23 protein-coding genes are annotated in these 26,146 nt (G+C 63.5%); 19 read left to right on the top strand and 4 right to left on the bottom strand.

The window, feature by feature from the left end; translation table 11 throughout:
• Positions 1-8 precede the first annotated feature (8 nt).
• Positions 9-773, bottom strand: coding sequence for a LamB/YcsF family protein (locus DYZ14_RS00115; protein WP_154718793.1), 765 nt, complete (start codon positions 771-773; stop codon positions 9-11).
• A gap of 143 nt (positions 774-916) precedes the next feature.
• On the opposite strand from DYZ14_RS00115, the gene pxpB reads away from it, so the two are divergent.
• The 9 genes from pxpB (at position 917) to pyrC (ending at position 10,101) form a co-directional block, all read left to right on the top strand.
• Positions 917-1,582 (top strand): 5-oxoprolinase subunit PxpB, encoded by a 666-nt coding sequence (pxpB, locus tag DYZ14_RS00110; RefSeq protein WP_154718792.1) that lies wholly within the window; start codon positions 917-919, stop codon positions 1,580-1,582.
• Positions 1,579-2,604 (top strand): 5-oxoprolinase subunit C family protein, encoded by a 1,026-nt coding sequence (locus tag DYZ14_RS00105; protein ID WP_154718791.1) that lies wholly within the window; start codon positions 1,579-1,581, stop codon positions 2,602-2,604. Before pxpB ends, DYZ14_RS00105 begins: the two co-directional genes overlap by 4 nt.
• Before the next feature lie 16 nt (positions 2,605-2,620).
• Positions 2,621-3,661, top strand: a complete 1,041-nt coding sequence (locus DYZ14_RS00100) for a 4-hydroxyproline epimerase (protein ID WP_154718790.1) — start codon at positions 2,621-2,623, stop codon at positions 3,659-3,661.
• 142 nt (positions 3,662-3,803) lie between these two features.
• Entirely contained in the window at positions 3,804-4,538 is a 735-nt protein-coding gene (locus tag DYZ14_RS00095) for a Crp/Fnr family transcriptional regulator (protein ID WP_154718789.1), read from the top strand.
• A 200-nt stretch (positions 4,539-4,738) separates the two neighbouring features.
• On the top strand, positions 4,739-5,131 hold the full coding sequence (locus tag DYZ14_RS00090; protein ID WP_154718788.1) for a response regulator: 393 nt from the start codon (positions 4,739-4,741) through the stop codon (positions 5,129-5,131).
• Between the two features lie 27 nt (positions 5,132-5,158).
• Positions 5,159-5,656 (top strand): molybdopterin-dependent oxidoreductase, encoded by a 498-nt coding sequence (locus tag DYZ14_RS00085; protein ID WP_154718787.1) that lies wholly within the window; start codon positions 5,159-5,161, stop codon positions 5,654-5,656.
• A complete protein-coding gene (locus DYZ14_RS00080; RefSeq protein WP_232365392.1) occupies positions 5,653-7,893 on the top strand; it encodes an ATP-binding protein in 2,241 nt (746 codons plus the stop codon). The genes DYZ14_RS00085 and DYZ14_RS00080 overlap by 4 nt, the downstream gene beginning before the upstream one ends.
• Positions 7,894-7,910: 17 nt before the next feature.
• Positions 7,911-8,996 carry a response regulator gene (locus DYZ14_RS00075; RefSeq protein ID WP_154718786.1) on the top strand — a complete coding sequence of 362 codons (1,086 nt, stop codon included), beginning with the start codon at positions 7,911-7,913 and terminating at the stop codon, positions 8,994-8,996.
• Positions 8,997-9,063: 67 nt separating this feature from the next.
• Entirely contained in the window at positions 9,064-10,101 is a 1,038-nt protein-coding gene (gene pyrC, locus DYZ14_RS00070; RefSeq protein WP_154718785.1) for a dihydroorotase, read from the top strand.
• Positions 10,102-10,104: 3 nt separating this feature from the next.
• Here pyrC and DYZ14_RS00065 read toward each other — a convergent pair whose 3' ends face one another.
• Complete coding sequence (locus tag DYZ14_RS00065; protein ID WP_154718784.1) at positions 10,105-10,260, bottom strand: DUF3096 domain-containing protein; 156 nt, start codon at positions 10,258-10,260, stop codon at positions 10,105-10,107.
• A 207-nt stretch (positions 10,261-10,467) separates the two neighbouring features.
• Here DYZ14_RS00065 and DYZ14_RS00060 point away from each other — a divergent pair, with 207 nt between their 5' ends.
• Complete coding sequence (locus DYZ14_RS00060; protein WP_154718783.1) at positions 10,468-11,160, top strand: orotate phosphoribosyltransferase; 693 nt, start codon at positions 10,468-10,470, stop codon at positions 11,158-11,160.
• 83 nt (positions 11,161-11,243) lie between these two features.
• Positions 11,244-12,173 (top strand): carbohydrate kinase family protein, encoded by a 930-nt coding sequence (locus tag DYZ14_RS00055; RefSeq protein ID WP_154718782.1) that lies wholly within the window; start codon positions 11,244-11,246, stop codon positions 12,171-12,173.
• Between the two features lie 36 nt (positions 12,174-12,209).
• On the opposite strand, the gene pgi is transcribed toward DYZ14_RS00055, so the two are convergent.
• Complete coding sequence (gene pgi, locus DYZ14_RS00050; RefSeq protein ID WP_154718781.1) at positions 12,210-13,829, bottom strand: glucose-6-phosphate isomerase; 1,620 nt, start codon at positions 13,827-13,829, stop codon at positions 12,210-12,212.
• A 130-nt stretch (positions 13,830-13,959) separates the two neighbouring features.
• The gene (locus DYZ14_RS00045) at positions 13,960-15,729 is read right to left on the bottom strand and encodes a long-chain fatty acid--CoA ligase (protein WP_154718780.1); all 1,770 of its coding nucleotides are present in this window, start codon (positions 15,727-15,729) and stop codon (positions 13,960-13,962) included.
• 207 nt (positions 15,730-15,936) lie between these two features.
• On the opposite strand from DYZ14_RS00045, the gene DYZ14_RS00040 reads away from it, so the two are divergent.
• The 8 genes from DYZ14_RS00040 to nirB all read left to right on the top strand — a co-directional run bounded on the left by DYZ14_RS00040 (position 15,937) and on the right by nirB (position 26,121).
• On the top strand, positions 15,937-16,326 hold the full coding sequence (locus DYZ14_RS00040) for a PRC-barrel domain-containing protein (RefSeq protein ID WP_154718779.1): 390 nt from the start codon (positions 15,937-15,939) through the stop codon (positions 16,324-16,326).
• 374 nt (positions 16,327-16,700) lie between these two features.
• A complete protein-coding gene (locus DYZ14_RS00035; protein WP_154718778.1) occupies positions 16,701-18,008 on the top strand; it encodes a UDP-glucose dehydrogenase family protein in 1,308 nt (435 codons plus the stop codon).
• A gap of 189 nt (positions 18,009-18,197) precedes the next feature.
• Positions 18,198-18,785, top strand: a complete 588-nt coding sequence (locus DYZ14_RS00030; RefSeq protein ID WP_115668580.1) for an ANTAR domain-containing response regulator — start codon at positions 18,198-18,200, stop codon at positions 18,783-18,785.
• Positions 18,786-18,833: 48 nt separating this feature from the next.
• The gene (locus DYZ14_RS00025; protein WP_154718777.1) at positions 18,834-20,108 is read left to right on the top strand and encodes a CmpA/NrtA family ABC transporter substrate-binding protein; all 1,275 of its coding nucleotides are present in this window, start codon (positions 18,834-18,836) and stop codon (positions 20,106-20,108) included.
• Between the two features lie 354 nt (positions 20,109-20,462).
• A complete protein-coding gene (locus DYZ14_RS00020) occupies positions 20,463-21,761 on the top strand; it encodes a CmpA/NrtA family ABC transporter substrate-binding protein (RefSeq protein WP_154718776.1) in 1,299 nt (432 codons plus the stop codon).
• Between the two features lie 200 nt (positions 21,762-21,961).
• Entirely contained in the window at positions 21,962-22,855 is an 894-nt protein-coding gene (ntrB, locus tag DYZ14_RS00015) for a nitrate ABC transporter permease (RefSeq protein WP_154718775.1), read from the top strand.
• A gap of 12 nt (positions 22,856-22,867) precedes the next feature.
• Positions 22,868-23,665, top strand: a complete 798-nt coding sequence (locus DYZ14_RS00010; protein ID WP_154718774.1) for an ABC transporter ATP-binding protein — start codon at positions 22,868-22,870, stop codon at positions 23,663-23,665.
• Positions 23,666-23,670: 5 nt separating this feature from the next.
• A complete protein-coding gene (nirB, locus tag DYZ14_RS00005) occupies positions 23,671-26,121 on the top strand; it encodes a nitrite reductase large subunit NirB (RefSeq protein ID WP_154718773.1) in 2,451 nt (816 codons plus the stop codon).
• Positions 26,122-26,146: the final 25 nt, after the last annotated feature.

The raw sequence follows: 26,146 nt of genomic DNA, 5'->3' as shown, positions 1-26,146 counted from the left end.
CGTCCCCTTCAGCGCAGGAAATTGGCAATCGCGATCCCTTGCGATTCAAGGGTCTCGCGGATGGTCCGGGCGATGGAAACGGCGGACGGCGTATCGCTGTGGACGCAGATCGAATCGACCGGCGTGACGATCGTTCGGCCGGTCACGGTCTCGATCGCGCCGTTCTTCACCATGCGCACCACCCGCTCCGCTGCGGCCTGCGCGTCGTGGATCACGGCACCGGGTTGGCTGCGATGCACGAGAAAGCCCTCGTCGGTATAGGCACGGTCGGCGAAGATCTCGGAGCGGCAGGTCAGCCCCATCTCGCGCGCCAGCCGCTCCTGGTGGCCAAGCGCGATGGTCAGGCAGACGAGCGACGGATCGACCGCCTTGATGGCATTGTTGACCGCGCGCGCCACGCTTTCGTCCTGCTGGGTGAGGTTGCCGAGCGCGCCATGCGCCTTGACATGGGTGATCGGATGGCCGGCATAGATCGAAAGCGCCTGCGCGGCACCGATCTGATAGGCGACCAGCCGCTCGATCTCGCCGGCGGAGAAGGGAATGTTGCGCCGCCCGAAGCCCCAGAGGTCGGGAAAGCCGGGATGGGCGCCGACAGCCACGCCCTTGGACCTGGCGATGGCAAAGGTCGAAGCCATGATGTCGGGATCGCCGGCATGCATGCCGCAGGCAATATTGGCCGAACTGACGATCGACAGCATCGCCTCGTCGTCGCCCATGCGATAGGCGCCGAAGCCTTCGCCCATGTCGGAATTGAGATCGACGCTGAGTGCCATGCCGCTTACGCTCCTGATGCTTCGGTTCTTACGAATAGTAGGTCGAGCCGGCGCCGAAGCACAATGGAGAGCCCAAGAAATGCTTTGGGTCTCCACCACATTCTGATATATCACGACGCGAAGGACAGGGATGAAGGCGGGGCATGCGGCAAGACGGCGACAATCCGAAGGTTAGTGCTGAAGGGGCGGGAGCCCTTCTTTTCGATGTCGCCGGCCCGGTTTTCGATCCTTCGCTGCAGGAGCGCATCTGGGTGTTCGCCGATGTGCTGAGGACACTACCCGGCGTCCGCGAGGTGGCGCCCGGCATGAACAATCTGATTGTCGTGTTCGACCCGCTTGGCCTCGATCCGGACAGTCTCGAAGCCCATCTTCTTGCCGAATGGACGAAGACGGTTGCCGCACCGGCGGCCGGTCGCCTGCTCGACATTCCGGTCGTCTACGGCAATGAAGGGAGCGATCTCTCCGAGGTTGCCCAGGAAAAAGGCCTGACGATCGAGCGCCTTGTCGCGCTGCACACGGCACCCGTCTATTCGGTCGCCGCTGTTGGAGCCATGCCCGGTTTCGTCTATCTTTCCGGGCTCGACCCTCGATTGGCGCTGCCCCGGCGGGCGGTGCCGCGCATGGGTGTGCCGGAGGGCTCGGTCATCATTGGCGGCGCCCAGGCCGGCATCATGCCGCTCACCGCCCCTTCCGGCTGGCATATTCTCGGCCATACCGATTTTCACCTGTTCGATCCGCTGCGCGAGCCGCCTGCCGCCCTTCGCGCCGGGGACCGTATCCGTTTTGTCGTCAAGGAGATCCGCGCATGATCGAGATCCTGACGACGGGCGCGGCCAATTGCGTGCAGGACCTCGGCCGCTTCGGCTATCTGGACGCCGGCGTTTCACGCTCCGGTGCGATGGATGCACCGGCGCTGGAGCTCGCCAACCGGCTGGTCGGCAATGATCCGAACGCGGCCGCCATAGAGGTAGCGATCTTTCCTTTCCGGTTGCGCTTCGATCGGGCTGGGCTGGCGGCGGTGACCGGTGCGGATCTGCCGGTCACGCTGGGCGGTATTCGCTATCCATCCTGGTGGGCGCTGCCCGTAAGTGCCGGCGATATTCTCGAACTGGGTCTGCCGCGTCGCGGTGCCCGCGCCTATCTCGCCATTGCCGGCGGTCTGATCGTTCCCCCCGTGCTCGGTTCGGCCTCCACCGACCTCAAGAGCCGCTGGGGCGGGCTGAAGGGCAGGGGCTTGCGCCGCGGCGACCGGCTGGAGGCAGGCTTTGCGCCGGCCGCGCTCGGCGACCTGCCGGCGGGTTTCGGGCTCGATCCCGAGACGATCGGCCGTGGTGCCGCCGACATCGGGGAGGAGGTTCCCATTCGCGTCTTGCCGGGTGCGGAGTATGACGTCTTCGATCAGGCGGCGGTCGATGCCTTGGAAGCCGCCGCATGGCAGGTCTCCGAGGATGCCAATCGCCAGGGCTATCGCCTGTCCGGCCCCCAACTGACGCTCCGGCAAAAGCTCGAACTGCATTCGCACGGCATCATGCCCGGCACCGTACAGGTGCCGCCGTCCGGCCAGCCGATCATCCAGCTGGCCGAGGCCAATACCTGCGGCGGATATCCGAAGATCGCCCATGTGATCGAGGCCGATCTCTGGCGGCTCGGCCAGGCCCCGGTCGGCAGCCGCCTGCGTTTTGCCAGGGTGGACAGGAGGCAGGCGGTCGCCGCCCTGCGCGCGCAACGTGTCCTGATCGACCGCGCCGCCGCCTTTGCCGCACTCGCCCGCAAGGATGCGGCAAACCCCGAACTTCTGGCGGCGCTGTCGCGTCGTGACACGAATTCCTGACGGACGGAGCAAGACCATGAGATGGAAGCGTACGCTGCAACTGATCGACGTTCATTGCGAGGGCGAGATCGGCAAGGTGGCGGTCGGCGGCGTGCCGAAGATCCCCGGCGAGACGATCGCCGAACAACTGCATTGGCTGAACAACGACCCGAAGGGCCAGGAACTGCGCCGCTTTCTCGTGCTCGAACCGCGCGGTGCGCCGATCGGCTCGGTCAACCTGCTGCTGCCGGCCAAGAATCCCAAGGCCGATGCCGGTTTCGTCATCCTCCAGCCGGACCAGGCCCATGCCAGTTCGGGATCGAATTCGATCTGCATCACCACGGCCCTGCTCGAAAGCGGCATCGTCGAGATGACCGAGCCGGAAACGACGGTGGTGCTCGACACGGCGGCCGGCCTCGTGACGGCAACCGCGACCTGCCGCGACGGCCGTTGCGAGCGGGTCAAGCTCACCATGGTGCCGTCCTTCGTTCATGAACTGGACGTCAGCCTCGAGACCGAGCAATGGGGCCGCATAAGCTTTGACCTCAGCTATGGCGGCATCTTCTATGCGCTGGTCGATGTCGGCCAGATCGGCCTCACCATCGACAAGGCCAATGCCCGCGGCCTGGTCGAGGCGGGCATGATCCTGAAAGAGGAGATCAACCGGTGCATTCCCGTCGTCCATCCGGACATCCCGGCAATCTCCGGCGTCGCCTATGTCATGTTCCGTGATGTCGATCCGGACAGCGCGATCCGCACCTGCACGACGATGTGGCCCGGCCGTGTCGACCGCTCGCCCTGCGGCACCGGCAATTCCGCCAATCTTGCGACGCTCCATGCGCGCGGCAAGGTCAAGGTCGGCGATGTGCTGAAATCCCGCTCGATCATCGGTTCGGAATTCGAGGTGGGGCTGAAGGAGTTGACCGAGGTCGCCGGCCGTCCCGCCGTCATCCCGACGATCAGCGGCCGCGGCTTCACGTTCGGCCTGCACCAGGTGGCGCTCGACCCCTTCGACCCTCTGGCCGACGGCTTTGCCCTCACCGACGTCTGGGGCCCCTCGGCGGGGTCGATTGGTTAATGGGCTAGGCTCCGGCTGTCGAAATTAACCTCCTGGTAATACATCGACCGTTTCTTCGGCGGGCCCTTCTTGCGCTTCCGGTGTCCAGAGGCATAAGAAGCACCGTGTTCATCTCGTGCTCATGGCTGCAAGAACAAGAAAAATGGAAGATAATCTGATCGTGGGAGCCATTCCGCCGAATAACGTGCCCTGTCTTTCCACGCTGCGGGGCACCGCAATATTTGCCAGCCTGACGGCCGAGGAAGACAATGAACTGCTGTCGCGTTGCCATACCAGAAATCTATGCGCGGGCGAAAGTCTAGTCGACTTCGAGGACCTGTCCAAGGACGTCTTCGTCGTGCAGAGCGGGGAAATCCGCGCTGTCCTGCGCTTCACCGTGGGCAAGGAGGCGATCCTTGGAACCTTTCGCCGCGGGGACCTCTTGGGCGAACTGTCGGCGATTGACGGTCTGTCCCGTTCGGCAAGCCTCATGGCGGTCACGGACGCCGTTGTCACCGTCATCCCCTATGCCGTCTTTCACGATGTTCTCGAGGCGCATCGGGACGTGTGCCTGGGGTTGATGCAACTCCTGTCGCGGCGCATACGGGCGATGAACGAGCGGATCTCGGAGCTTTCCTTTCTCGACACCAAGCACCGCCTCTACAATGCGCTGCTGCGTCTTTCGCGCCTGCGCGGCGATGGCGGGCGCGAGCGCATCATCTCTCCGCCCATGGTTCATGCCGAACTCGCCGAGCACATCGGTTCGAGCCGGGAAACCGTTTCGCGCGAGATGTCGCGCCTGATCCGCGAACAGGTGATCGAGCGGACCAGCCGCGCCATCATCTTGAAGAATCCCGTCGAGCTTTCCCGGCGCATTTCCCGCGCTCTCGAGGGTTGATCGACGGGTCCCGATAGCCGCACGGGAAAGACGCTTGCCGACCCGCGGGCCTCCGCCTTGCGCTTTAGTCGCCGCTAATTGATTAAGGCCGACTTAAAGTAGCAATCGGTAAAATTGATTCAAAATGGTTCAGCCTATCGCAGCCTCCCTTTGCTAGAGATCGCCTAAGGGTAGGCGGTTTGCAGCGAAGGGAAGCGGGCATGGCCATTTTGATCGTGGAAGACAATCCGACCAATGCGATGATCCTGAAGCACCTTGCCAGAAAGGTGACCGACGAGGAAATCGTCATCGAGCCGGACGCGGGCAAGGCGCTGACGATGTGCCACAACAGGCTTTTCGCCATGCTGATCGTCGACCACATCCTTCCCGGAATGAGCGGTCTCCAGTTCGTCAAGGCGATCCGTATGACCTCCCGTTACGATGAAGTTCCCGTCGTCATGGTCACCGCCGATCAAGAGCCGGGCCTGCGCGAAGCCGCGCGGCAAGGGGGCGTGACCGACTTCCTCACCAAGCCGGTGGAGGCCGTCGCCTTTCGCTCGCTGATTTCGTCCTGTCTGGGACACCGCACGGATCCCGCGGCCTTGGCCATCTGAGACCGATCGTTCCTGACGAGTGCACGCATGAAATCCGCTCTCACCTTCATTTTCGCCGCTCTGCTCGCCGCCGCCCCGGCCGCAGAACTGGATGTGCCGAAAGGTCCTGTCATCCTCACGATCAGCGGCGCCGTCGCGCAGCCCAATCGCGACGGATCGGCGGTCTTCGACCTTTCCATGCTGGAAGGGCTTGAAGGGAGGCGCGTGACCATGGAGACACCGTGGACGCAAGGCGAAGTCGAGTTCTCCGGTCCCTTCCTGCGCGAAGTGCTTGAAGCCGCGGGCGCAGACGGCAGCCGTCTGATCATTCGCGCCCTCAACGGCTATTCCGCGGAATTGCCTATTTCCGATGCCCGCGACATCGACACCATCCTGGCCACGCGGCTCGACGGCAAGATCATGACCGTGCGGACCAAGGGGCCATCCATGCTGGTCTATCCCTTCGACCAGGATCGGGCGCTCTACAACGAAAAATACTTCGCGCGTTCGGTCTGGCAGATCGGGGAAATCGAGGTCCTTCGGTGACACGCGTCCGCAGAACCGCCGACATCATGCGCAAGGCAGGGAGCACCACCCTGATCCTGCAAATCCTGTCGGCCGTGCTTCTGCTGGTGCTGATCATGCTCTTCGTCGACATTTCACGCCAGTTCCGATTCCTCCAGGACGGCATTCGCGAGAACGCCGTGTGGTCGGTCTACCAGCTGGATCGCGAGGCGCGCACCCTTGACGACAGCCTCGCCGACCTGCGCCGTCAGTCGCCGAGCAAGGTCCTCATCGACGAACTCTCGCTGCGCTATGACATTCTCCATTCGCGCGTGCAGGTGGTGAAGGAATCGAAGTTCAGCAGCTATTTCACCGAGGATCCCAAGATCCTGCGCTTGCTCGGCGAGATCGAGACGACGGCTGCCGCTATCCAGCCGGCTTTTGACCGCTACGCCGAGGGCACCATTCCGAATGCCGCCGAACTGGAAAAGCTCGACCTTGCGCTGGCGGGCCTGGTCAAGCTGACCGAAGACCTCCTCGTTCAGACCAATATGCAACTGAGCGCCGAACGGGCCGATGCGCGCGCCACCATTCTCGACCTCGAGAAGACTTCGGCGATCATGCTGGCCTTGCTCATGGTCTCGGTCGTGTTCCTTGTCGTCACCTTGCGCCGGCAGCTGAAGTCGGTGCGCAAGGCGGGGCTTGAACTCGAGGGCATGGCCCAGCGCCTGACGGAAGCCTACGAGGCGGCGGATGCCGGCAACCGCGCCAAGTCGCAGTTCATGGCGACGATGGGCCACGAGATCCGCACGCCGCTCAACGCCATTCTCGGCATGTCGGAGCTCCTCGAATTCTCCGAGCTTCCGGAAGATGCGCTGTCCAGCGTCAAGACCATTCGCTCCTCCGGCGAGGCGTTGCTGGAAGTCATCAACGAGATCCTCGACTATTCCAAGATCGAGCACGGCAAGCTCGAGCTCGAGGAGCGTGCCGTCGACATCCGCGCCCTGTCGGAGACCACCGTCAGCATCATTCGCGGCCGGGCCGACGACCACGGCAATTCGATCGTCCTCGACATCCCCTATTCCCTCGACGCGCTCTATGTGCGCACCGATCCGACGCGCCTGCGCCAGGTCCTGCTCAATCTCCTGTCGAACGCGGCCAAGTTCACCACCAGGGGAACGGTGACCTTGCGTCTTCGCGAATTTTATCGGCACGGCAAGCTGATGCTTCGTTTCGAGGTCGAGGATACCGGTATCGGCATCGACGAGGCGGGGCTTGCCAAGCTGTTCAAGCCGTTTTCGCAGGTCGATGCCTCGATCAGCCGCAAGTATGGCGGCACCGGCCTTGGGCTGACGATCTGCAAGCAGATCGTCGAAAAGCTCGGCGGCGAGCTGGGCATGAGCAGCACGGTCGGCGTCGGAAGCATCTTCTGGTTCGAGCTTGCGGTCGTCGCCGTCGGCAAGGACGAGGTCCGACGCCAGGCCGGTGGGCAGGACAAGGCGCCCTTGCCTCGCCTCAGGATCCTGCTGGTCGAGGACAATCGGGTAAACCAGCTTGTCGCGACCCGTTTCCTCGCTCGCCTGGGCCAGGAGGTCGTGGTGGCCAGGGACGGCGCGGAAGCCGTCTCGATCGCCAGGGAGCAGCCCTTCGACACGATTCTGATGGACATGCAGATGCCGGTGATGGACGGCATCGAGGCGACCCGCCGCATCATCGCCGAGGGCGGAGCGTGCTCGACCACGCCGATCATCGCGATGACCGCCAATGCCTCCGACGACGACCGGCGACGCTGCATCGAGGCGGGCATGGCCGGCTTCGAGTCCAAGCCGATAACAATGGAAAGGCTGCGCAACGTGATACAGTCGATCGCGCAATTCCCGGCCACCGGGCACGATGACGCCGAGCAGGACGATATAGGCCTGCCGGAACCGATCATCATCGACGACGTCGACCTGCCGGCCCTGTCGATCGAGGGCCTTGACGAGGCGCGGCATTCCGAACTGGTCGATGCGCTCGGCGAAGACGTCTTCCGCGAACTGGTCGAGTCCTTCTTCGATGATGCGGCATCCCTGATCAAGGATCTGCACGTCGCGCTGGCCAACCATGATCCCGAAAGGATCGATCGTGTCCTGCACACGATCAAGGGCGCAGCCGTCAATGTCGGCCTGAACGACATCGCCGACAAGGCGCATGCGCTTCGCCGCGTCAGGCCGTCACCCGCTGACGTCGACAGGCTGAGCGATGAAATCGAAACCCTGAAATTCAAACTGGTAGCTTGAGAGTGAAGGAGGCGTCTATGCGTATTTTGCTGGTGGATGACAACAGCACCAACCTGAAGCTGTTGACGAAACTCGTCGGCAAGCTGGAAAACTGCGAGGCGCTCGCTTTCGCCAGTCCCGATGCGGTTCTGTCCGCTCTTCCGGAACTCGATTTCGACATCGCGATCATCGACTACCAGATGCCGGTCTATAATGGCGTCGAGCTTTTCACCGAGATCGTCCGTTTCGAGAAATATGCCCAGGTTCCGGTGATCTTCGTCACGGCCGACAAGGACATGACGACGCGCATGGCGGCACTCAATGCCGGTGCCATCGATTTCCTGACAAAGCCGATCAACCCGGTCGAGTTCCAGGCGCGCGTGCAGAACATCGTGTCGCTCGCCCGGGCCCGCCGCCAGCTCGCCGACCAGGCCGAATGGTTGCGCCGCGAGGTCGACCGGGCGGTCTTCGAACTGCGCCAGCGCGAGCAGGAGATCATCCACCGCCTGACGCTTGCCGCCGGCTACAAGGATCCGGAGACCTCGCGCCACACCCTGCGGGTGGCCGCCTATTCCGAGGCGATCGCGCTCGAGCTCGGTCTGCCTGAACAGTTCTGCAACGACATCCGCCTAGCGGCGCCGATGCACGACATCGGCAAGGTGGCGATGCCGGACACCGTGCTCCTCAAGCAGGGGCGCCTGACCGAGGCCGAGTACCGGCAGATGCAGGCGCATGCGCAGATCGGCAGCGACATCCTCGCCCGCTCGCATTCCTCACTGCTGCAACTCGCATCGGAAATCGCCGCCAGCCATCACGAACGCTGGGACGGCCAGGGTTACCCGAACCGCCTGGCCGGCACGGTGATCCCGATCTCCGGCCGCGTTGTGTGCATCGCCGATAATTTCGACGCCCTGACGACCGAGCGACCCTACAAGCCGGCATGGTCTTTCGAGCGCACGGTGGAACATATCCTCGGTCGCGCCGGCACCCAGTTCGATCCGGACTGCGTCGCCGCCTTCGAGCGTGCCCTGCCGAAGATCAAGGCCATCATGGAGAACGACCGGCGCGAGCAGCTGGAGGAAGCGGAACGGACGCTGGCTGCCCTTTCCGGCAAGGTCGCCTAAAGGCAGGTTTGATCCGATCCGAGAACATGCTATCTGCGGGCCACCGACCATGCCCGGAGGTTTTGTCATGCGCTCGATCACCATCCGCCGCCCCGATGACTGGCACTTGCATCTGCGCGACGGCGCCATGCTCGAAGGCGTGATCGGCGATACCAGCCGGCATTTCGCCCGTGCCATCATCATGCCCAACCTCGTGCCGCCGGTCGTCACGACGGCGGATGCGAAGGCTTATCGCGACCGCATCATGGCGGCCCTGCCGAAGGGCGACCGCTTCGAGCCGCTGATGACCCTCTACCTCACCGAGGACACGAGCCCGGACGATGTGGAGGAGGGCGCAAGGAGTGGTCTCGTCACCGCCGTGAAGCTCTATCCCGCCGGCGCCACCACCAACTCCCACGGCGGCGTGCGCGACATGGCAAAGGCCATGCCGGTGCTGGAACGCATGGCGAAGATCGGCCTGCCGCTCTGCGTCCATGGCGAAGTGACGACGCCCGAGGTCGACATCTTCGACCGCGAAAAGGTCTTCATCGATACCGTGCTCGATCCGCTGCGCCGGCGTCTGCCGGACTTGAAGGTGACGATGGAACACGTGACCACCTCGGACGGCATCGACTATATCCGCTCGGCCGAGCGCAACATTGCCGGCTCGATCACCACCCACCATCTGATCATCAACCGCAATGCCATCCTGGTTGGCGGCATCAAGCCGCACTACTATTGCCTGCCGGTCGCCAAGCGCGAGAGCCATCGTCTGGCGCTGCGGGCCGCCGCGACTTCCGGGGATCGCCGTTTCTTCCTCGGCACCGATTCCGCACCCCACGTCGATCCCTTGAAGGAATGCGCCTGCGGCTGCGCCGGCATTTACACCTCGATCAACACGATGAGCTGTCTGGCCCATGTTTTCGAACAGGAAAACGCGCTCGACAAGCTCGAGGCCTTTGCCTCGCTGAACGGTCCGGCCTGGTACGGCCTTGCTCCCAACGAGGATACGATCACGCTGGTGCGGCGCGACACGCCGGTGTCCTATCCGGCAAAGATCGAGACCGGAGCCGGTCCGGTGACCGTCTTCGATCCGATGTTCGACTTGTTCTGGGACGTGAACTGAAGATTAGAGATTGAGCCCGCTCGTCAGGTTCGGCCAAAGCCCGGTCACGCCGACAATGATCAGATAGATCGCGATCACGTAATTGAGCAGGCGCGGCATGATCAGGATGAGAATGCCGGCAATCAGTGCGATCAGCGGTTGAATGGCGATGGCGTTCATGTTCGTTCTTCCTGTTTCCAGTGTTCGTCTTGATGGGTGGGCGAGGGGGACCAATGGTGCCCTGTCGAAGGCGGAACGCAACTCCTGTTCCTCGCAGGCGTTAAGATTCGTGCGGATGAGGCCGCCGCCATGGCCGGTGGCGCTGGCCAGTGCGCCGCGTTGCTGCTATTGGCCGCTTTCGGATGCCGTAACGCGACAGGAGCCGAAATGATCCAGACGACCTTTCCCGAACCCGCCGTCATGGCGGAATTGATGGCGAAGATGCTGTGGGAGATCAAGGCGGTGCATTTTTCCGCCGACAAGCCCTACAAGCTGTCCTCCGGCATGATGAGCCCGGTTTATATCGATTGCCGCAAGCTGATCTCCTATCCGCGCATTCGCTCGGCGATCATGGATTTCGCTGCCGCCACTGTGATGCGCAATGCCGGCTTCGAGCAGTTCGACGTCGTGGCCGGCGGCGAGACGGCCGGCATTCCCTTTGCCGCCTTCCTCGCCGAACGGCTCGGCCTGCCGATGATCTACGTGCGCAAGGCGCCGAAGGGTCACGGTCGCAACGCCCAGATCGAAGGCCATATGCCGGAAGGTGCACGTGTCCTGGTGATCGAGGACCTGACGACGGCGGGCGGCAGCATGTTCAAGTTCATCGATGCGATCCGCGCCGCCGGCGGCGTCGTCGATCATGGCATCGCCCTCTTCTACTATGGCATCTTTCCGGAGGCCGAGGAGCGCTTCACCAACGGCAATGTCACCCTCCACCACATCGCCACCTGGCGCAACGTGCTGGCCGTCGCCCGCGAGCGCAAGCTGTTCGACGACAAGACGCTATCCGAGGTCGAGGCCTTCCTCGATGCGCCGCTCGCCTGGTCCGGCCGCAATGGCGGGGTGTCTTCGCTCGGCTGATACGGGGCTGGCATTTTCATGCAGGATGGATTAAATCGATTGAAATCCATTCCGGCTACGGGACATATCGGGAGAACGGTCGAATGATCTTGTGTTGTGGAGAAGCGCTGATCGACATGTTGCCGCGCGAATCGACACGGGGTGAGCGGGCCTTTGCCCCTTACGCCGGCGGCGCCATCTTCAACACGGCGATCGCCCTTGGCCGGCTCGGCATCCCGACCGGCTTCTTCACCGGCCTTTCCGACGACATGATGGGCGACATCCTGCGCGATACCCTGACGTCGAGCGGGGTCGACTTCCGTTTCTGCGCGACGTCGTCCAGGCCGACGACGATCGCCTTCGTCAAACTGGTCGACGGCCATGCAAGCTATGCCTTCTATGACGAAAACACCGCCGGCCGGATGATTTCGCCCGCCGATCTTCCGGTGCTGGGCGCGGATTGCGAGGCATTGCATTTCGGCGCGATCAGCCTCATCCCCGAGCCCTGCGGCTCGACCTACGAAGCGCTGATGGCGCGCGAGTATCAAACCCGCGTCATCTCCCTCGATCCCAACATCCGGCCCGGCTTCATCAGGGACAAGGCGGCGCACATGGCCCGGATCAACCGCATGGCGGCCATGTCCGACATCCTCAAGTTCTCCGACGAGGATCTCGAATGGTTCGGCCTGTCCGGCAGCCATGACGATCTGGCCCGGCATTGGCTGGAGACGGGCGCGAAGCTGGTCGTCATCACCCGCGGCGCGGACGGTGCGACCGGCTATACCGAGCGCTTCAAGGTCTCCGTGCCGAGCCAGCGGGTCGAAGTGGTCGATACGGTCGGAGCCGGCGATACCTTCGATGCGGGCATCCTGGCATCGCTGAAGCGCCAGGGTCTCTTGACGAAGGCCAAGGTCGCCAATCTGGACGAGGCGGCGGTTCGCTCCGCCCTCGAATTGGGCGCCAGGGCGGCCGCCGTCACGGTCTCGCGCGCCGGCGCCAACCCGCCCTATGCAGACGAAATCGGCCTCGTCTGACGCGAGCCTCCGACACCCGTCATTCTTGCCGCGCGGTTATTTCGCCCTCGAGAGCAGGGTCGCGACGAGGCCGGCGGTCGAGCTGTCATGCCCGGTCGCGGCCACCTTCCCCTCGATCACCGGCAAAAGCCCGGTCGCCAGTTCCTTGCCGAGTTCCACGCCCCATTGGTCGAAGGAATTGATCCGGAAGATCACCCCCTCGACGAATACGCGGTGCTCGTAGAGCGCGATCAGCCGACCGAGCGTATAGGGCGTCAGCTGGTCGTAGACGAAGGTGATCGACGGACGATTGCCGGAGAACACCCGGTGTGGGGCGATGAAATCGGCCTTCTCCTCGTCCATGCCCTTGGAGGTCAGCTGGGCCCTGGCCTCGGCGAGAGTGCGCCCTTTCATCAGGGCTTCGGACTGCGCCAGGCAATTGGCGATCAGCAGTTCGTGCTGGTGGCGCAGCTCCGGTTCGAAGCCTCGTGCGGCGATCAGGAACTCGGCCGGGATGACGCTCGTCCCCTGGTGGATCAGCTGGTAGAAGGCGTGCTGGCCGTTGGTGCCGGGCTCGCCCCAGACCACCGGGCCGGAGCTGCCGGCCACCGGCTTGCCGTCTATGGTGACGCTCTTGCCGTTCGATTCCATGTCGAGCTGCTGCAGATAGGCGGGAAAGCGCGACAGTCGCTGGTCGTAAGGCAGGATTGCGCGCGTCTGGTAGCCGAGCACATTGCGGTGATAGACGCCGATCGCGCCGAGCAGCATGGGCAGGTTCTTTTCGAATGGCGCGTGACGGAAATGCTGGTCCATCGCATGGCCGCCGTCGAGGAAGCGCCCGAAGTCGTCTTCGCCGATGGCGATCATCAGCGGCAGGCCGATCGCCGACCAGATCGAATAGCGCCCGCCGACCCAGTCCCAGAAGCCGAACACGCGCTCGGGGTCGATGCCGAAGGCGGCGACCTTGTCCAATGCGGTCGAGACGGCGGCAAAGTGCTTGCCGACCGCGGCCTCGCCGAGCTTTTCGGCAACGAACCGCCGCGCCGTCTGCGCATTGGTCATGGTCTCGATCGTCGTAAACGTCTTGGAGGCGATGATGAACAGCGTCGTCTCGGCGGAAAGGATCTTCAGCGTGTCGGCGATATGGGCGCCGTCGACATTGGAGACGAAGTGCAGGCGCGGGCCGTCATGAAAGGGGGCGAGCGCCAGCGTCGCCATCACCGGGCCCAGGTCGGAACCGCCGATTCCGATATTGACCACATCGGTGATCGCCTTGCCGGTCGAGCCCGTGAGTGAGCCCGAGCGGATCCCTTCGGCGAAGCGGCCCATGGCGGCAAGCACGGCATTGACCTCGGGCATGACGTCGCGGCCGTCGACCATGACCGGCGCGTTCGACCTGTTGCGCAAGGCGGTGTGCAGGACGGCACGTCCCTCGGTAAAGTTGATCGACTCACCGGCAAACATCGCCTCGCGCTTTTCGGCAACGCCGGCGCAAAGCTCTTCGAGCAGGACCATGATCTCGTCGTTCACCGCGCATTTGGAATAGTCCATCAGCAGGTCGTCGAGCGCGGCGCTGTATCGGGTGAAGCGCTGGTTGTCAGCGGCAAAGGCGGCGCGCAGATCCTCGGCCCGGGTGGCCGCGGCGGTGCTCGTGAGCTTGTCGATGATTGCCTGCATCTTCATGTCCCTGATTTGGCGGAGATGAAGGCGACCCTATTCTGGGCGGCGCTGGCGATCAAGCGCATGAAAACGCCCGGACTGCACTTGGCAATTCCGGGCGTCTGTCGTGGCTCCCTGAAGCGCCGCTTTACTTGGCCGGCTCGCTGTCGCGCAGTTCGCGCCGCAGGATCTTGCCGACATTCGACTTCGGCAACTCGCTGCGGAACTCGATGAAGCGCGGACGTTTGTAATTGGTCAGGTTCGCGGCACAATGCGCCTTGAGATCGGCTTCGGTCAGCGCCGGATCCTTCTTGACGACGAAGATCTTCACCGCTTCGCCGGAATGCGAATCCGGCACCCCGATCGCCGCGCATTCGAGCACGCCCGGATGCATCGCCGCCACTTCCTCGATCTCGTTCGGATAGACGTTGAAGCCCGATACCAGGATCATGTCCTTCTTGCGGTCGACGATCTTGACGTAGCCACCCTCGTTCATCATGCCCATGTCGCCCGAGCGGAAGAAGCCGTCATCGGTCATGACCTTGGCCGTCTCTTCGGGGCGCTGCCAGTAACCGGCCATCACCTGGGGGCCGCGAATGCAGATTTCGCCGACTTCGCCGATCGGCAGCGTGGCGCCGTCCTCGTCGCGGATCTCGATATCCGTCGAGGGCAGGGGAAGGCCGATCATACCGCTGAATTCGGTGCTGTCGAGACGATTGACGGTGGCGACCGGCGAGGTTTCCGAAAGGCCGTAGCCCTCGGTGATCGGGCAGCCTGTCATTTCCAGCCAGCGTTCCGCCACCGGCCGCTGCACGGCCATGCCACCGCCGAGCACCAGCAACAGCGAGGAGAAATCGAGGTTCTTGAAGTCCGGATTGTTCATCAGCGCGTTGAACAGCGTGTTGAGGCCGGGGAAGATATGCGCCTTGTGGTTCTGCAGTTCCTTGACGAAGGCGGGAATGTCGCGGGGATTGGCGATCAGCACATTATGGCTGCCGGTGGCGATCCCCATCAGCGAATTCACGGTGAGTGCGAAGATATGATAGAGCGGCAGGGCGCAGATGAAGGTCATGACCTCCGGCCGGCCCTTGATCGCGAAGGCCGCCTCGAGCCAGATGGCGATCTGCTGCTTGTTGGCGAGCAGGTTGGCATGGGTCAGCGTCGCACCCTTGGATACGCCGGTCGTGCCTCCGGTATATTGCAGGAACGCAACGTCGCTCGCGACCACGTCGACCGGCTTCAGCGTCTGGCGGGCGCCCTCGGAGAGAACCGCCTTGAAGCTGGTGTGTCCCGGGATCGACCAGGCCGGAACGAGCTTCTTCACCTTGCGCACGACGAAATTGACGATGTGGCCCTTCAAGCCCAGCATGTCGCCCATGGTGGCGACGATCACATGCTTGACCGGCGTATTGGGCAGCACCTGCTGTACCGTGCCGGCAAAGTTTTCCAGCACGATGATCGCCTTGGAACCTGAGTCCACCAACTGATGTTGCAGTTCGCGCGGCGTGTAGAGCGGGTTGACGTTGACGACCGTGAGGCCCGCCCGGAGGATGCCGTAGACCGCGACCGGGTTCTGCAGGATGTTCGGCGTCATCACCGCGACGCGGTCACCCTTGACCAGACCTTTGGCCTGGAGCCAGGCGCCGACCTTGCGCGACTGGATCTCCAGTTCGCGGAAAGTCATTCCCCGGCCCATGCTGGAGAAGGCTATGCGATCGGCATAGGTGGCGCAGCTCGCTTCGAACAGCGCGCCGAGCGACGGATGCGCATGGGGCGCTATGTCCGCCGGCACCGAAGGGGGATATGAAGTGAGCCAGATCTTTTCACTTGCCCGCCCGCTCAGGCGGTTCGTTGTGTCCGTCAATGTATTCCCCTCCCGACGACCATTGAAATGTCCGCCTGCGCGGCGGGCATTCATCCTCCCAGATGCTTCAAGTGAGCTTAAGCCTTTGGCATTCCGGTTCAAGTGGCTAGCTCTATATAACCTTGACGTAAGCGTCAATAATCCCTGCGTTGCCGCCTCGCTCTGGCCCGCCGGCACCGGTTCCTCCGCCTGTAAATTCGGAACTTTCACCCCGGCCGGCCGTTTCCCTCCCATCGCCACACCAGAAAGAGGAGGTGCAGCATGCATCAGAATTCTCAAGCAATGAACCGCGATCCTTACGTGAAGGACACGCCGTCCCTGATCGCCAGCGACAAGGTCGACGGCACTGCCGTTTATGGTGTCGATGGAGAGCGCATCGGTTCGGTCAAGCGGATCATTCTCGAAAAGCGCGGCGGTCGTGTTGCCTATGCGGTGCTGAGCTTCGGCGGCTTTCTCGGCATTGGTGACGACTATTATCCTCTGCCGTGGGAAAAGCTGACCTTCGATGAATCGCTCGACGGTTATCGCATCGACCTTACCCGAGAGCAGATCGAGCGCGCTCCGCGTCTGCGGGACGACAGTCAGGACTGGTATCGCGATAACGGCCGTTCGGTTTACGACTACTACGGCGTTCCGCCCTACTGGATCTGATCGATCCCACCAGGACTACCCAGGAATACAAGGCCCCCGCCAGGCGCGGGGGCCTTTGCGTGTCCCGAAACCGGCAAGCATGCTCTGAGATCGAAAAGCGTTGCACAGACCGCGTCGGGCGACTGCGAGTCCATGTTTGATCGAGCTCCCATCGAGCTGAATGATCTTGTAGCGCGCTGCCGCGGTTTGCGCGATCGAAGCTCTTGGTTTTCGTTTTGCAATGCGGTAAGCATCTCTCCGGAAAACAATAAATTTTAATTCAAGGCATGAGCTGCCATGGATTCTTGCTTCCGCAATTCTGCGATCCTCATGTAGATCGGCAAGAATAGCGAACGGAAACACTTGCAGCCTTTAGAGCCAAATGGAGTCTGGGCGTGCGTATTGCGATCATTGGCACAGGTTATGTCGGACTGGTTTCGGGTGTCTGCCTGGCGGAATTCGGCCATGATGTCGTCTGCATCGACAAGGCGGCCGAGAAGATCGTCCAGCTCCAGCGGGGCGAGGTGCCGATATTCGAGCCGGGGCTCGATGAACTGATTTCCAGGAACGTCTCCGCCGGGCGGCTACATTTCACCACCGAGGTTGCCGAACCGGTCGGCAATGCCGATGTCGTCTTCCTTGCAGTCGGCACCCCGTCGCGCAAGAGCGATGGTCACGCCGATCTGACCTATGTATTCGCCGCGGCGCGCGAAGTCGCTGCCGCGGTGCGCGGCTTCACCGTGATCGTCACCAAGTCGACGGTGCCGGTCGGCACCGGCGACCAGTTGGAGCGGATCATCCGCGAAGCCAATCCCGATGCCGACGTGGCCGTTGTCTCCAACCCCGAATTCCTGCGCGAAGGCGCCGCCATCGACGACTTCATGGCGCCGGATCGGGTCGTGGTCGGGATGAACGACGACCGGGCCCGCTCGATCATGGCGGAGGTCTACGGCGCGCTCGATCCGGTCAGGCATCCGGTCCTGTTCACCTCGCGGCGCACCGCGGAACTGACCAAATATGCCGCCAACGCCTTCCTGGCGCTGAAGCTCGCCTATATCAACGAGATCGCCGATCTTTGCGAGCAGGTCGGGGCCAATGTCCAGGACGTGTCGCGCGGCATGGGCCTCGACAGCCGCATCGGGCTGAAGTTCCTCAACGCCGGACCGGGCTACGGCGGCTCCTGCTTCCCCAAGGATACGCTGGCGCTGGTCAAGACCGCGCAGGACCACAATGCCCCCATCCGCCTGATCGAAACGATCGTCGGCATCAACGAAACCCGCAAGCGCGCCATGGCCCGCAAGGTCGAGCGCGCGGTCGGCGGCGAATTGCGCGGCAAGACGATCGGCATCCTCGGCCTGACCTTCAAGCCCGACACCGACGACATCCGCGAATCGCCCGCCCTGTCGATCGTCCAGGCGCTGCTCGACAAGGGCGCCACGCTGAAGGCGCATGACCCGGAAGGCATGCCGGCGGCCCGCCATGTCATGCCGGAACTCTCCTACCACGACGATGTCGATGCGGTCGCGGCCGAGGCCGATGCGCTGGTCATCATCACCGAGTGGAAGCAGTTCCGTTCGCTCGACCTTGCCCGCCTGAAGAACATGATGAAATCGCCGGTCCTTGTCGATCTGCGCAACATCTACACGCCGTCCGAGGCCCGCAAGCACGGCTTCGTCTACGAAAGCGTCGGCCGCGCCGAGTAATGCGTCTCCGCGGATCTTCTGTGTGATAAGTCGGCCCCGCCCTCGTGGGCGGCGTTTTCGTCCGTCGGGATGGTGATCCCGGCCTCACGCGTCTGTGATCCGTGCTTAATTTGTGTGCAGAGTTAAGTCGGCATATTTTCTAGGCATTGACCGCTTGCCAAGCTTTTTGCGCTGCGTCATTTATAGGGCATGATGCACTCCGACCTCACTGTCCTCGTGATCGATGAGAACGCCATCCGCGCTTCCATTATCGAGGAAGGCCTGCGGGAGGCGGGGCACCTGCGCGTTACGGTCGTGCATGAGGTCAACGGCATCGCCCGGATCATTGAGAACCTGAAGCCCGACGTCATCATCATCGATCTGGAAAACCCGAACCGGGACATGATGGAACACCTGTTCCAGTTGACCCGCACCGTCGGGCGGCCGATCGCCATGTTCGTCGACCGCTCCGACACGGCCTCGATCGAGGCGGCGGTCGATGCCGGCGTCTCGGCCTATATCGTCGACGGCCTGAAGAAGGAGCGGGTCAAGCCGATCCTCGACATGGCGGTGAGCCGTTTCAATGCCTTCAGCCGCCTCCAGCGCGAACTGGCGGATGCCAGGAGCGCGCTGGAAGAGCGCAAGGTGATCGAACGGGCCAAGGGCATTCTGATGAAGATGCGTGGCCTTTCCGAGGAAGAGGCCTTCGCTCTTCTGCGCCAGACGGCTATGAACGAGAAGAAGAAGCTGTCGGACATCGCCCAGAGCGTGGTGACGGCGGCGGGATTGTTGATGTGATGGAGACCCTGACAACGGTCGATATCCGGAGAAGCCGGAGTGAATGACATGACACGACCGAGCGATAGCGGAACGAGTCTGCCCCTGCCGGCGGTCGGCACCGCGCGCGGCGCGAAAGTGCTGCGTGCCGGCTTCATCCCGCTGATGGATGCCTCGGTGCTGATCGTCGCGGCGGAACTCGGCTTCGCCGCCAGGGAAGGTCTGGCCCTCGATCTGGTGCGCGACGTCTCCTGGGCCAATGTCCGCGACCGGTTGGCCTTCCGCCAGTTCGACATCGCCCATATGCTCTCGCCAATGCCGGTCGCCTCCATGCTCGGCCTCGGCTCCAATCCGTCTCCGACCATCACGCCCTTCTCGCTCGGCCGCGGCGGCAATGCCATTACCCTGTCGCTTAGGCTGTTCGAGCGCATGCAGGCCCTGACCGGTCTCGACGATGCGGCGTCGGCGCTCGACAATGCCCGTGCCCTTGCCTCGGTGCTGGCCGACATGCGGGAAAGGGGCGAACAGCCGCCGACCCTCGGCATGACCTATCCCTTCTCCTCCCACAATTACGAGTTCCGCTATTGGCTGGCCGCCGGCGGCATCGATCCCGACCGTGACGTCAAGCTGGTCGTCGTGCCGCCGCCGCTCACCTCCGATGCGCTGGCTGCCGGCGCGATCGACGGCTTCTGCGTCGGCGCGCCGTGGAACATGGTGGCCTCAGAGCGTGGCGTCGGCCGCATCGTCGCCGCCAAACAGGACATCTGGCCCTCGGCCCCGGAAAAGGTGATCGGCATGCGCCCGGATTGGGCAGGCGCCAATCCCGAGACGGTGTCGCGCCTGATTGTCGCGCTCGATGCGGCGGCGCGCTGGTGCGACGACGGGGCAAACCACGACACGCTCGCCGCGCTGCTCGCCGAACCTCGCTACATCGCCGCCCCGGTCGGCATCATCCGGCGTGTCCTGGCCGGCGAGTTCAGCCTGGACTCCAAGGGCCATCGCCGCACGATCCCCGACTACTTCGTCTTTCATCGTGACCACGCCAATTATCCACGGCCGAGCCAGGCGCTGTGGATCTACAGCCAGATGATCCGCTGGGGGCAGGCGGAATTCAGCGAGGAGGGGGCAAGGGTGGCAGTGTCCGCCTACCGGCCCGATCTCTATCGTGCTGCCCTCGGTAGCCCGGATGGGCCGGCGGACGCCGATGTGCGGCTGGAGGGCGCCGCCCCCGACGATCGTTTCATGGACGGCCACGTCTTCGATCCGAACCGCATTGCCGACTATGTCGCCGCCTTCCCGGTGCGGGCTCTTGGCGCCTCGAATGGCTCCGACGAGGATGCCTGACGGCGAGCGCAGTGCACAATTCGCCAGCGTCTTTTCAGTCGACCTGAGAGCAGTCGCACAATTGTTCGGCACTGCTTCTTTTTAGTCAGGCGCCACTCCTGCATGGCCAGGCGAATATTCTTCCAGCGGAAACATCGGCTTACCCGCAGCGCGCCAAACTGGCACGCCGATTGCTTGGATAAATACGCACCGGTCAATGGCGACCGGCAGCAGATGAGCGCATAGCGCGCGTTCACATCAGACATCGACGTCGCAAGGTTTTTGCTGTCCGGGGCTCCTCCTCCCCGCTGACGCATTCACCGAGCGGCGTTTTTTCGTTTTCCGGCTCTCCGTCTCCAGCAAAGGGAACAGCACATGACGAAGACTACAGGAATGGGCTTCAGCCGCCGCAGTATCCTCAAGACCTCCGCTGCCGCCGCCGTGATCGGCGCCGCGCGTGCTCTTCTGCCCTCGGGCGCCTTTGCCGCCGGCGCCGGCCCCGAGGTTGCCGGACTGAAGCTCGGCTTCATCGCGCTCACCGATGCCGCACCGCTGATCATCGCCAAGGAAAAGGGCCTGTTCGACAAGTATGGTCTGACCGGGGTCGAGGTCCTCAAGCAGGCCTCCTGGGGCGCCACCCGTGACAATCTCGTGCTCGGCGGCGAGGCGAACGGCATCGACGGCGCGCATATCCTCACCCCGATGCCCTATCTCATCTCCGCCGGCAAGGTGACGCAGAACAATGTGCCGGTGCCGATGTCGATCGTCGCCCGGCTCAATCTCGACAGCCAGGGCATTTCGGTCGCCAAGGAATATGCCGGGACCGGTGTCGGCCTGGATGCCTCCAAGCTCAAGGAGGCCTTCGCCGCCAAGAAGGCGGCCGGCAACGAGATCAAGGTCGCGATGACCTTCCCCGGAGGCACCCACGACCTGTGGATCCGCTATTGGCTCGCCGCCGGCGGCATCGATCCGGACAAGGACGTCTCCACCATCGTCGTGCCGCCGCCGCAGATGGTCGCCAACATGAAGGTCGGCAACATGGACGCCTTCTGCGTCGGCGAACCGTGGAACGAGCAGCTGGTCAACCAGGGCATAGGCTTCACCGCCTGTACGACGGGAGAACTGTGGAAGGGCCACCCTGAAAAGGCGCTCGGCCTGCGTTCCGACTGGATCGAGAAGAACCCCAACGCCGCCAAGGCGCTGATGATGGCCGTCATCGAGGCCCAGATCTGGGCCGACAGCATGGACAACAAGGAGGAAATGGCGGCGATCCTCGGCAAGCGCCAGTGGTTCAACGTGCCGCCGAAGGACGTGGCCGGCCGCCTCAAGGGCAACATCAACTACGGCAATGGCCGGATGGAAGAGAACACAGGCCTGGAGATGAAGTTCTTCAAGGATCACGCCTCCTATCCGTTCAAGAGCCACGACACCTGGTTCCTGACCGAGAACATCCGCTGGGGCAAGTTCTCGGCTGACACCGACATCAAGGCGTTGGTCGACAAGGTCAACCGCGAGGACATCTGGCGCGCGGCAGCAGCCGATCTGGGGCTCGCCGCCGCCGACATCCCGACCTCCACCTCGCGCGGCGTGGAAACCTTCTTCGACGGCAAGGTCTTCGATCCGGAAAACCCGAAGGCCTACCTCGACAGCCTGACGATCAAGGCCGGCGCCTGATTTCCCTTCTCCCCGCCGGGGAGAAGGTGGCCCGACAGGGCCGGATGAGGGGGAGCGAAGCTCACGCGATGTTGTGCATTTGCCCCCTCATCGCCTCGCATCCACTGGGCCCTTCTCCCCGCTGGGGAGAAGGGGCCGACAGGGTGGGATGAGGGGCAAACCCCGACGACAACCGACACCGCTCGCAAGAGGACCACACCATGACCGCAACCGCCCGCAAGACCGAGGTACCGATCACCACCCTGACGACCGGGGGCGGCACCGTCGTGCAGATGGTGAAACGCCCGGCCCGCAAGCTCGATTTGAGCCGCATCGGTGCAGGGATGGCCCGCAATGTCGTGCCGCCGCTCGTCGTCGCCGCGCTCCTGCTGGCGCTCTGGCAGCTGACCTGTTCTCAAGCAGGCTCCAGCCTGCCGCCGCCGTCGCAGGTCTGGATCGACAGCTTCGACCTGATCGCCTACCCCTTCTTCAACTACGGCTCGCAGGACATCGGGCTTGCCTGGCGCGTGCTCGTTTCGCTCGAACGCGTGGCAATCGGCTTCGGACTTGCCGCCATCGTCGGCGTCCTGCTCGGCGCAGTCGTCGGCCAGTCGGTCTGGGCGCTGCGCGGCCTCGATCCGATCTTCCAGATCTTGCGCACCGTGCCGCCGCTGGCCTGGCTGCCGCTGTCGCTCGCCGCCTTCCAGGACAGCAACCCTTCCGCGATCTTCGTCATCTTCATCACCTCGATCTGGCCGGTGATCATCAACACCGCCGTCGGCGTGCGCAACATCCCCGACGACTACCGCAACATCGCCCGCGTTCTGCGCCTCAACCCGCTGGAATTCTTCGCCCGCATCATGGTGCCGGCCGCAGCGCCTTACATCTTCACCGGCCTGCGCATCGGCGTCGGCCTGTCCTGGCTCGCCATCGTGGCGGCGGAAATGCTGACCGGCGGCGTCGGCATCGGCTTCTTCATCTGGGATGCGTGGAACTCGTCGCGCCTCTCCGACATCATCGTGGCGCTCGCCTATATCGGCGTGACCGGCTTCGTCCTCGACAAGCTGGTCGCCCTCTTGGGCAGCGTCGTCACCCGCGGCACAGCGGCCAATTGAGGAGATGACACCATGAACGCCTATCTCAAGATCGACCATATCGACAAGAATTTCGAACGCGCCGGCACGACGACCGAAGTGCTGAAGGACGTGACGCTGACCATCGACAAGGGCGAGTTCGTCTCGATCATCGGCCATTCCGGCTGCGGCAAGTCCACCCTCTTGAACCTGATCGCCGGCCTGACGAGGGTCTCCTCCGGTGCCGTCCTGCTCGAAAACACCGAGGTCAACGCACCCGGCCCGGAGCGCGCCGTCGTCTTCCAGAACCACTCGCTGCTGCCCTGGTTGACCGTCTACGAAAACGTCAATCTCGCCGTCAACAAGGTGTTTGCCGGCCGCAAGACCAAGGCCGAGAAGCATGACTGGGTCATGCGCAATCTCGATCTCGTGCAGATGGGACACGCCAGGGACAAGCGCCCGGCGGAGATTTCCGGCGGCATGAAACAGCGTGTCGGCATCGCCCGTGCGCTCGCCATGGAACCGAAGATCCTGCTGCTCGACGAGCCCTTCGGCGCGCTCGACGCGCTCACCCGCGCCCATTTGCAGGATGCCGTGATGGAAATCCATTCCCGCCTCGGCAATACGATGATCATGATCACCCATGACGTCGACGAGGCCGTGCTCCTGTCCGATCGCATCGTCATGATGACCAACGGCCCGGCGGCCAAAATCGGCGAAGTGCTCGATGTGCCGATCCCCCGCCCGCGCGATCGCATCGCGCTCGCCTCCGACCGCACCTATCTCAAATCCCGCGAAGCCGTGCTGAAGTTCCTCTACGAACGCCACCGCTTCGTCGAAGCCGCGGAGTAAGAACCATGGCAGAAAAACTCGTCATCATCGGCAACGGCATGGCCCCCGGCCGCATGCTGGAGGAACTGTTCGAAAAGGCCCCCGGCCTCTACGACGTGACGATCTTCAACGCCGAGCCGCGCGTCAACTACGACCGCATCATGCTCTCGCCGGTTCTCTCGGGTGAGAAGACCTACGAGCAGATCGTCATCCATGGCGACGGCTGGTATGTCGACCACGGCATCATGCTCTACAAGGGCCACAAGATCGTCGCGATCGACCGGGAGAAGAAGACCGTCACCTCCGACCACGGCGTGACGGAGAGCTATGACAAGCTGGTGATCGCCACCGGCTCGGTGCCCTTCATCATTCCCGTCCCCGGCAATGATCTGCCGGGGGTCATCACCTATCGCGATCTCGACGATGTGCAGGCCATGCTTCTGGCCGCCCAGTCCCGGGACAAGGCGGTCGTCATTGGCGGCGGCCTGCTCGGCCTCGAAGCCGCCGCCGGCCTCAGCGCACGCGGCATGGACGTAACGGTACTGCATGTCATGCCGACCCTGATGGAGCGCCAGCTCGATCCGGCCGCCGGCTATCTATTGCAGAAGGCCGTCGAGGAGCGCGGCATCAAGGTGATCTGCAAGGCCAACACCAAGGCGATCGTCGGCGATGGCAAGGTCGAGGGCATCGAACTCGACGACGGCCGGATCATCCCGGCGACGCTGGTGGTCATGGCCGTCGGCATCCGTCCGAATGTCGGGCTCGCCAGGGAGGCGGGTCTTGCCGTCAACCGCGGCATCGTCGTCGATGCCGGCATGCAGACCTCCGACGGCGACATTCTGGCGCTCGGCGAATGCGCCGAAGTCGGCGGCATGGTCTACGGCCTCGTCGCCCCACTCTACGAAATGGCGCGGATCGCCGCCTCGCACCTTGCCGGCGACCGCACGCCCGCCTTCGTCCATTCCGACACACCGACCAAGCTCAAGGTCACCGGCATCGACCTCTATTCGCTCGGCGATTTCGCCGACGGCGACGACCGCCAGGAAATCGTGCTGCGCGATGCCACCGCCGGCGTCTACAAGCGCCTCGTCATCAAGGACAACCGTATCATCGGCACGGTGCTCTATGGCGAGACGGCCGACGGCGCCTGGTTCAACGACCTGAAGAAGAAGGGCGCCGACATCTCCGCGATGCGCGACACCCTGATCTTCGGCCAGGCCTATCAGGGAGGCAGCCCGCTGGACCCTACGGCGGCCGTTGCAGCCTTGCCGGATGATGCGGAAATCTGCGGCTGCAACGGCGTCTGCAAGGGCAAGATCACCGGGGCGATCACGACCAAGGGCCTGACCTCGCTCGACGACGTCCGCGCCCATACCAAGGCCTCGGCCTCGTGCGGTTCCTGCACCGGCCTTGTCGAACAGCTGATGGCGCTGACGCTGGGCGACAAATACAATCCCGCCGCGGTTACCCCGATGTGTACCTGCACGGAGCTCGGCCATGACGATGTCCGCCGCCTGATCAAGGCCAAGGGCCTAAAGACCATCCCGGCGGTGATGCAGGAGCTGGAGTGGAAGACCTCCTGCGGCTGCGCCAAATGCCGCCCGGCGCTCAACTATTACCTCGTCTGCGACTGGCCGGACGAATATGCCGACGACTACCAGTCGCGCTACATCAACGAGCGGGTGCACGCCAACATTCAGAAGGACGGCACCTATTCCGTCGTGCCGCGCATGTGGGGCGGCGTGACCAACGCGGCCGAACTGCGCGCCATCGCCGATGTCGTCGACAAGTTCGAGATCCCCATGGTCAAGGTCACCGGCGGCCAGCGCATCGACCTGCTCGGCATCGAGAAGGAGGATCTGCCCGCCGTCTGGGCCGATCTCGGCAAGGCCGGCTTCATCTCCGGCCAGGCCTATGCCAAGGGGTTGCGCACGGTAAAAACCTGCGTCGGCTCCGACTGGTGCCGCTTCGGAACGCAGGATTCGACAGGCCTTGGCATCCGCATCGAAAAATTCATGTGGGGCTCCTGGACCCCGGCCAAGCTGAAGCTCGCCGTCTCGGGCTGTCCGCGCAACTGCGCCGAGGCGACCTGCAAGGACATCGGCGTCATCTGCGTGGATTCCGGCTTCGAGATCCATTTCGCCGGCGCCGCCGGCCTCGACATCAAGGGCACGGAAGTCCTGGGCCTGGTCAAGACCGAGGACGAGGCGCTCGAACACATCGTCGCGCTCACCCAGATGTATCGCGAGCAGGCCCGCTATCTCGAGCGCATCTACAAATGGGCGAAACGCGTCGGCCTGGACGAGATCCGCAGGCAGATCATGACCGACACGGAAAGGCGCAAGGCCTATTACGAGCGCTTCGTCTTCTCCCAGAAATTCGCCCAGGTCGACCCATGGTCGGAACGCGTCTCGGGCAAGGACAAGCACGAGTTCAAGCCGATGGCGACCGTCGGCTATTCGGCGGCGGCGGAATAGTCACCTCCCCCTTGAGGGGGGAGGT

This window comes from Ciceribacter sp. T2.26MG-112.2, assembly GCF_900492205.1.
Lineage (GTDB): Bacteria > Pseudomonadota > Alphaproteobacteria > Rhizobiales > Rhizobiaceae > Allorhizobium > Allorhizobium naphthalenivorans_A.
The sequence above is the reverse complement of the archived record's forward strand: the minus strand, read 5'-3'. Positions and strand labels throughout refer to the sequence as shown.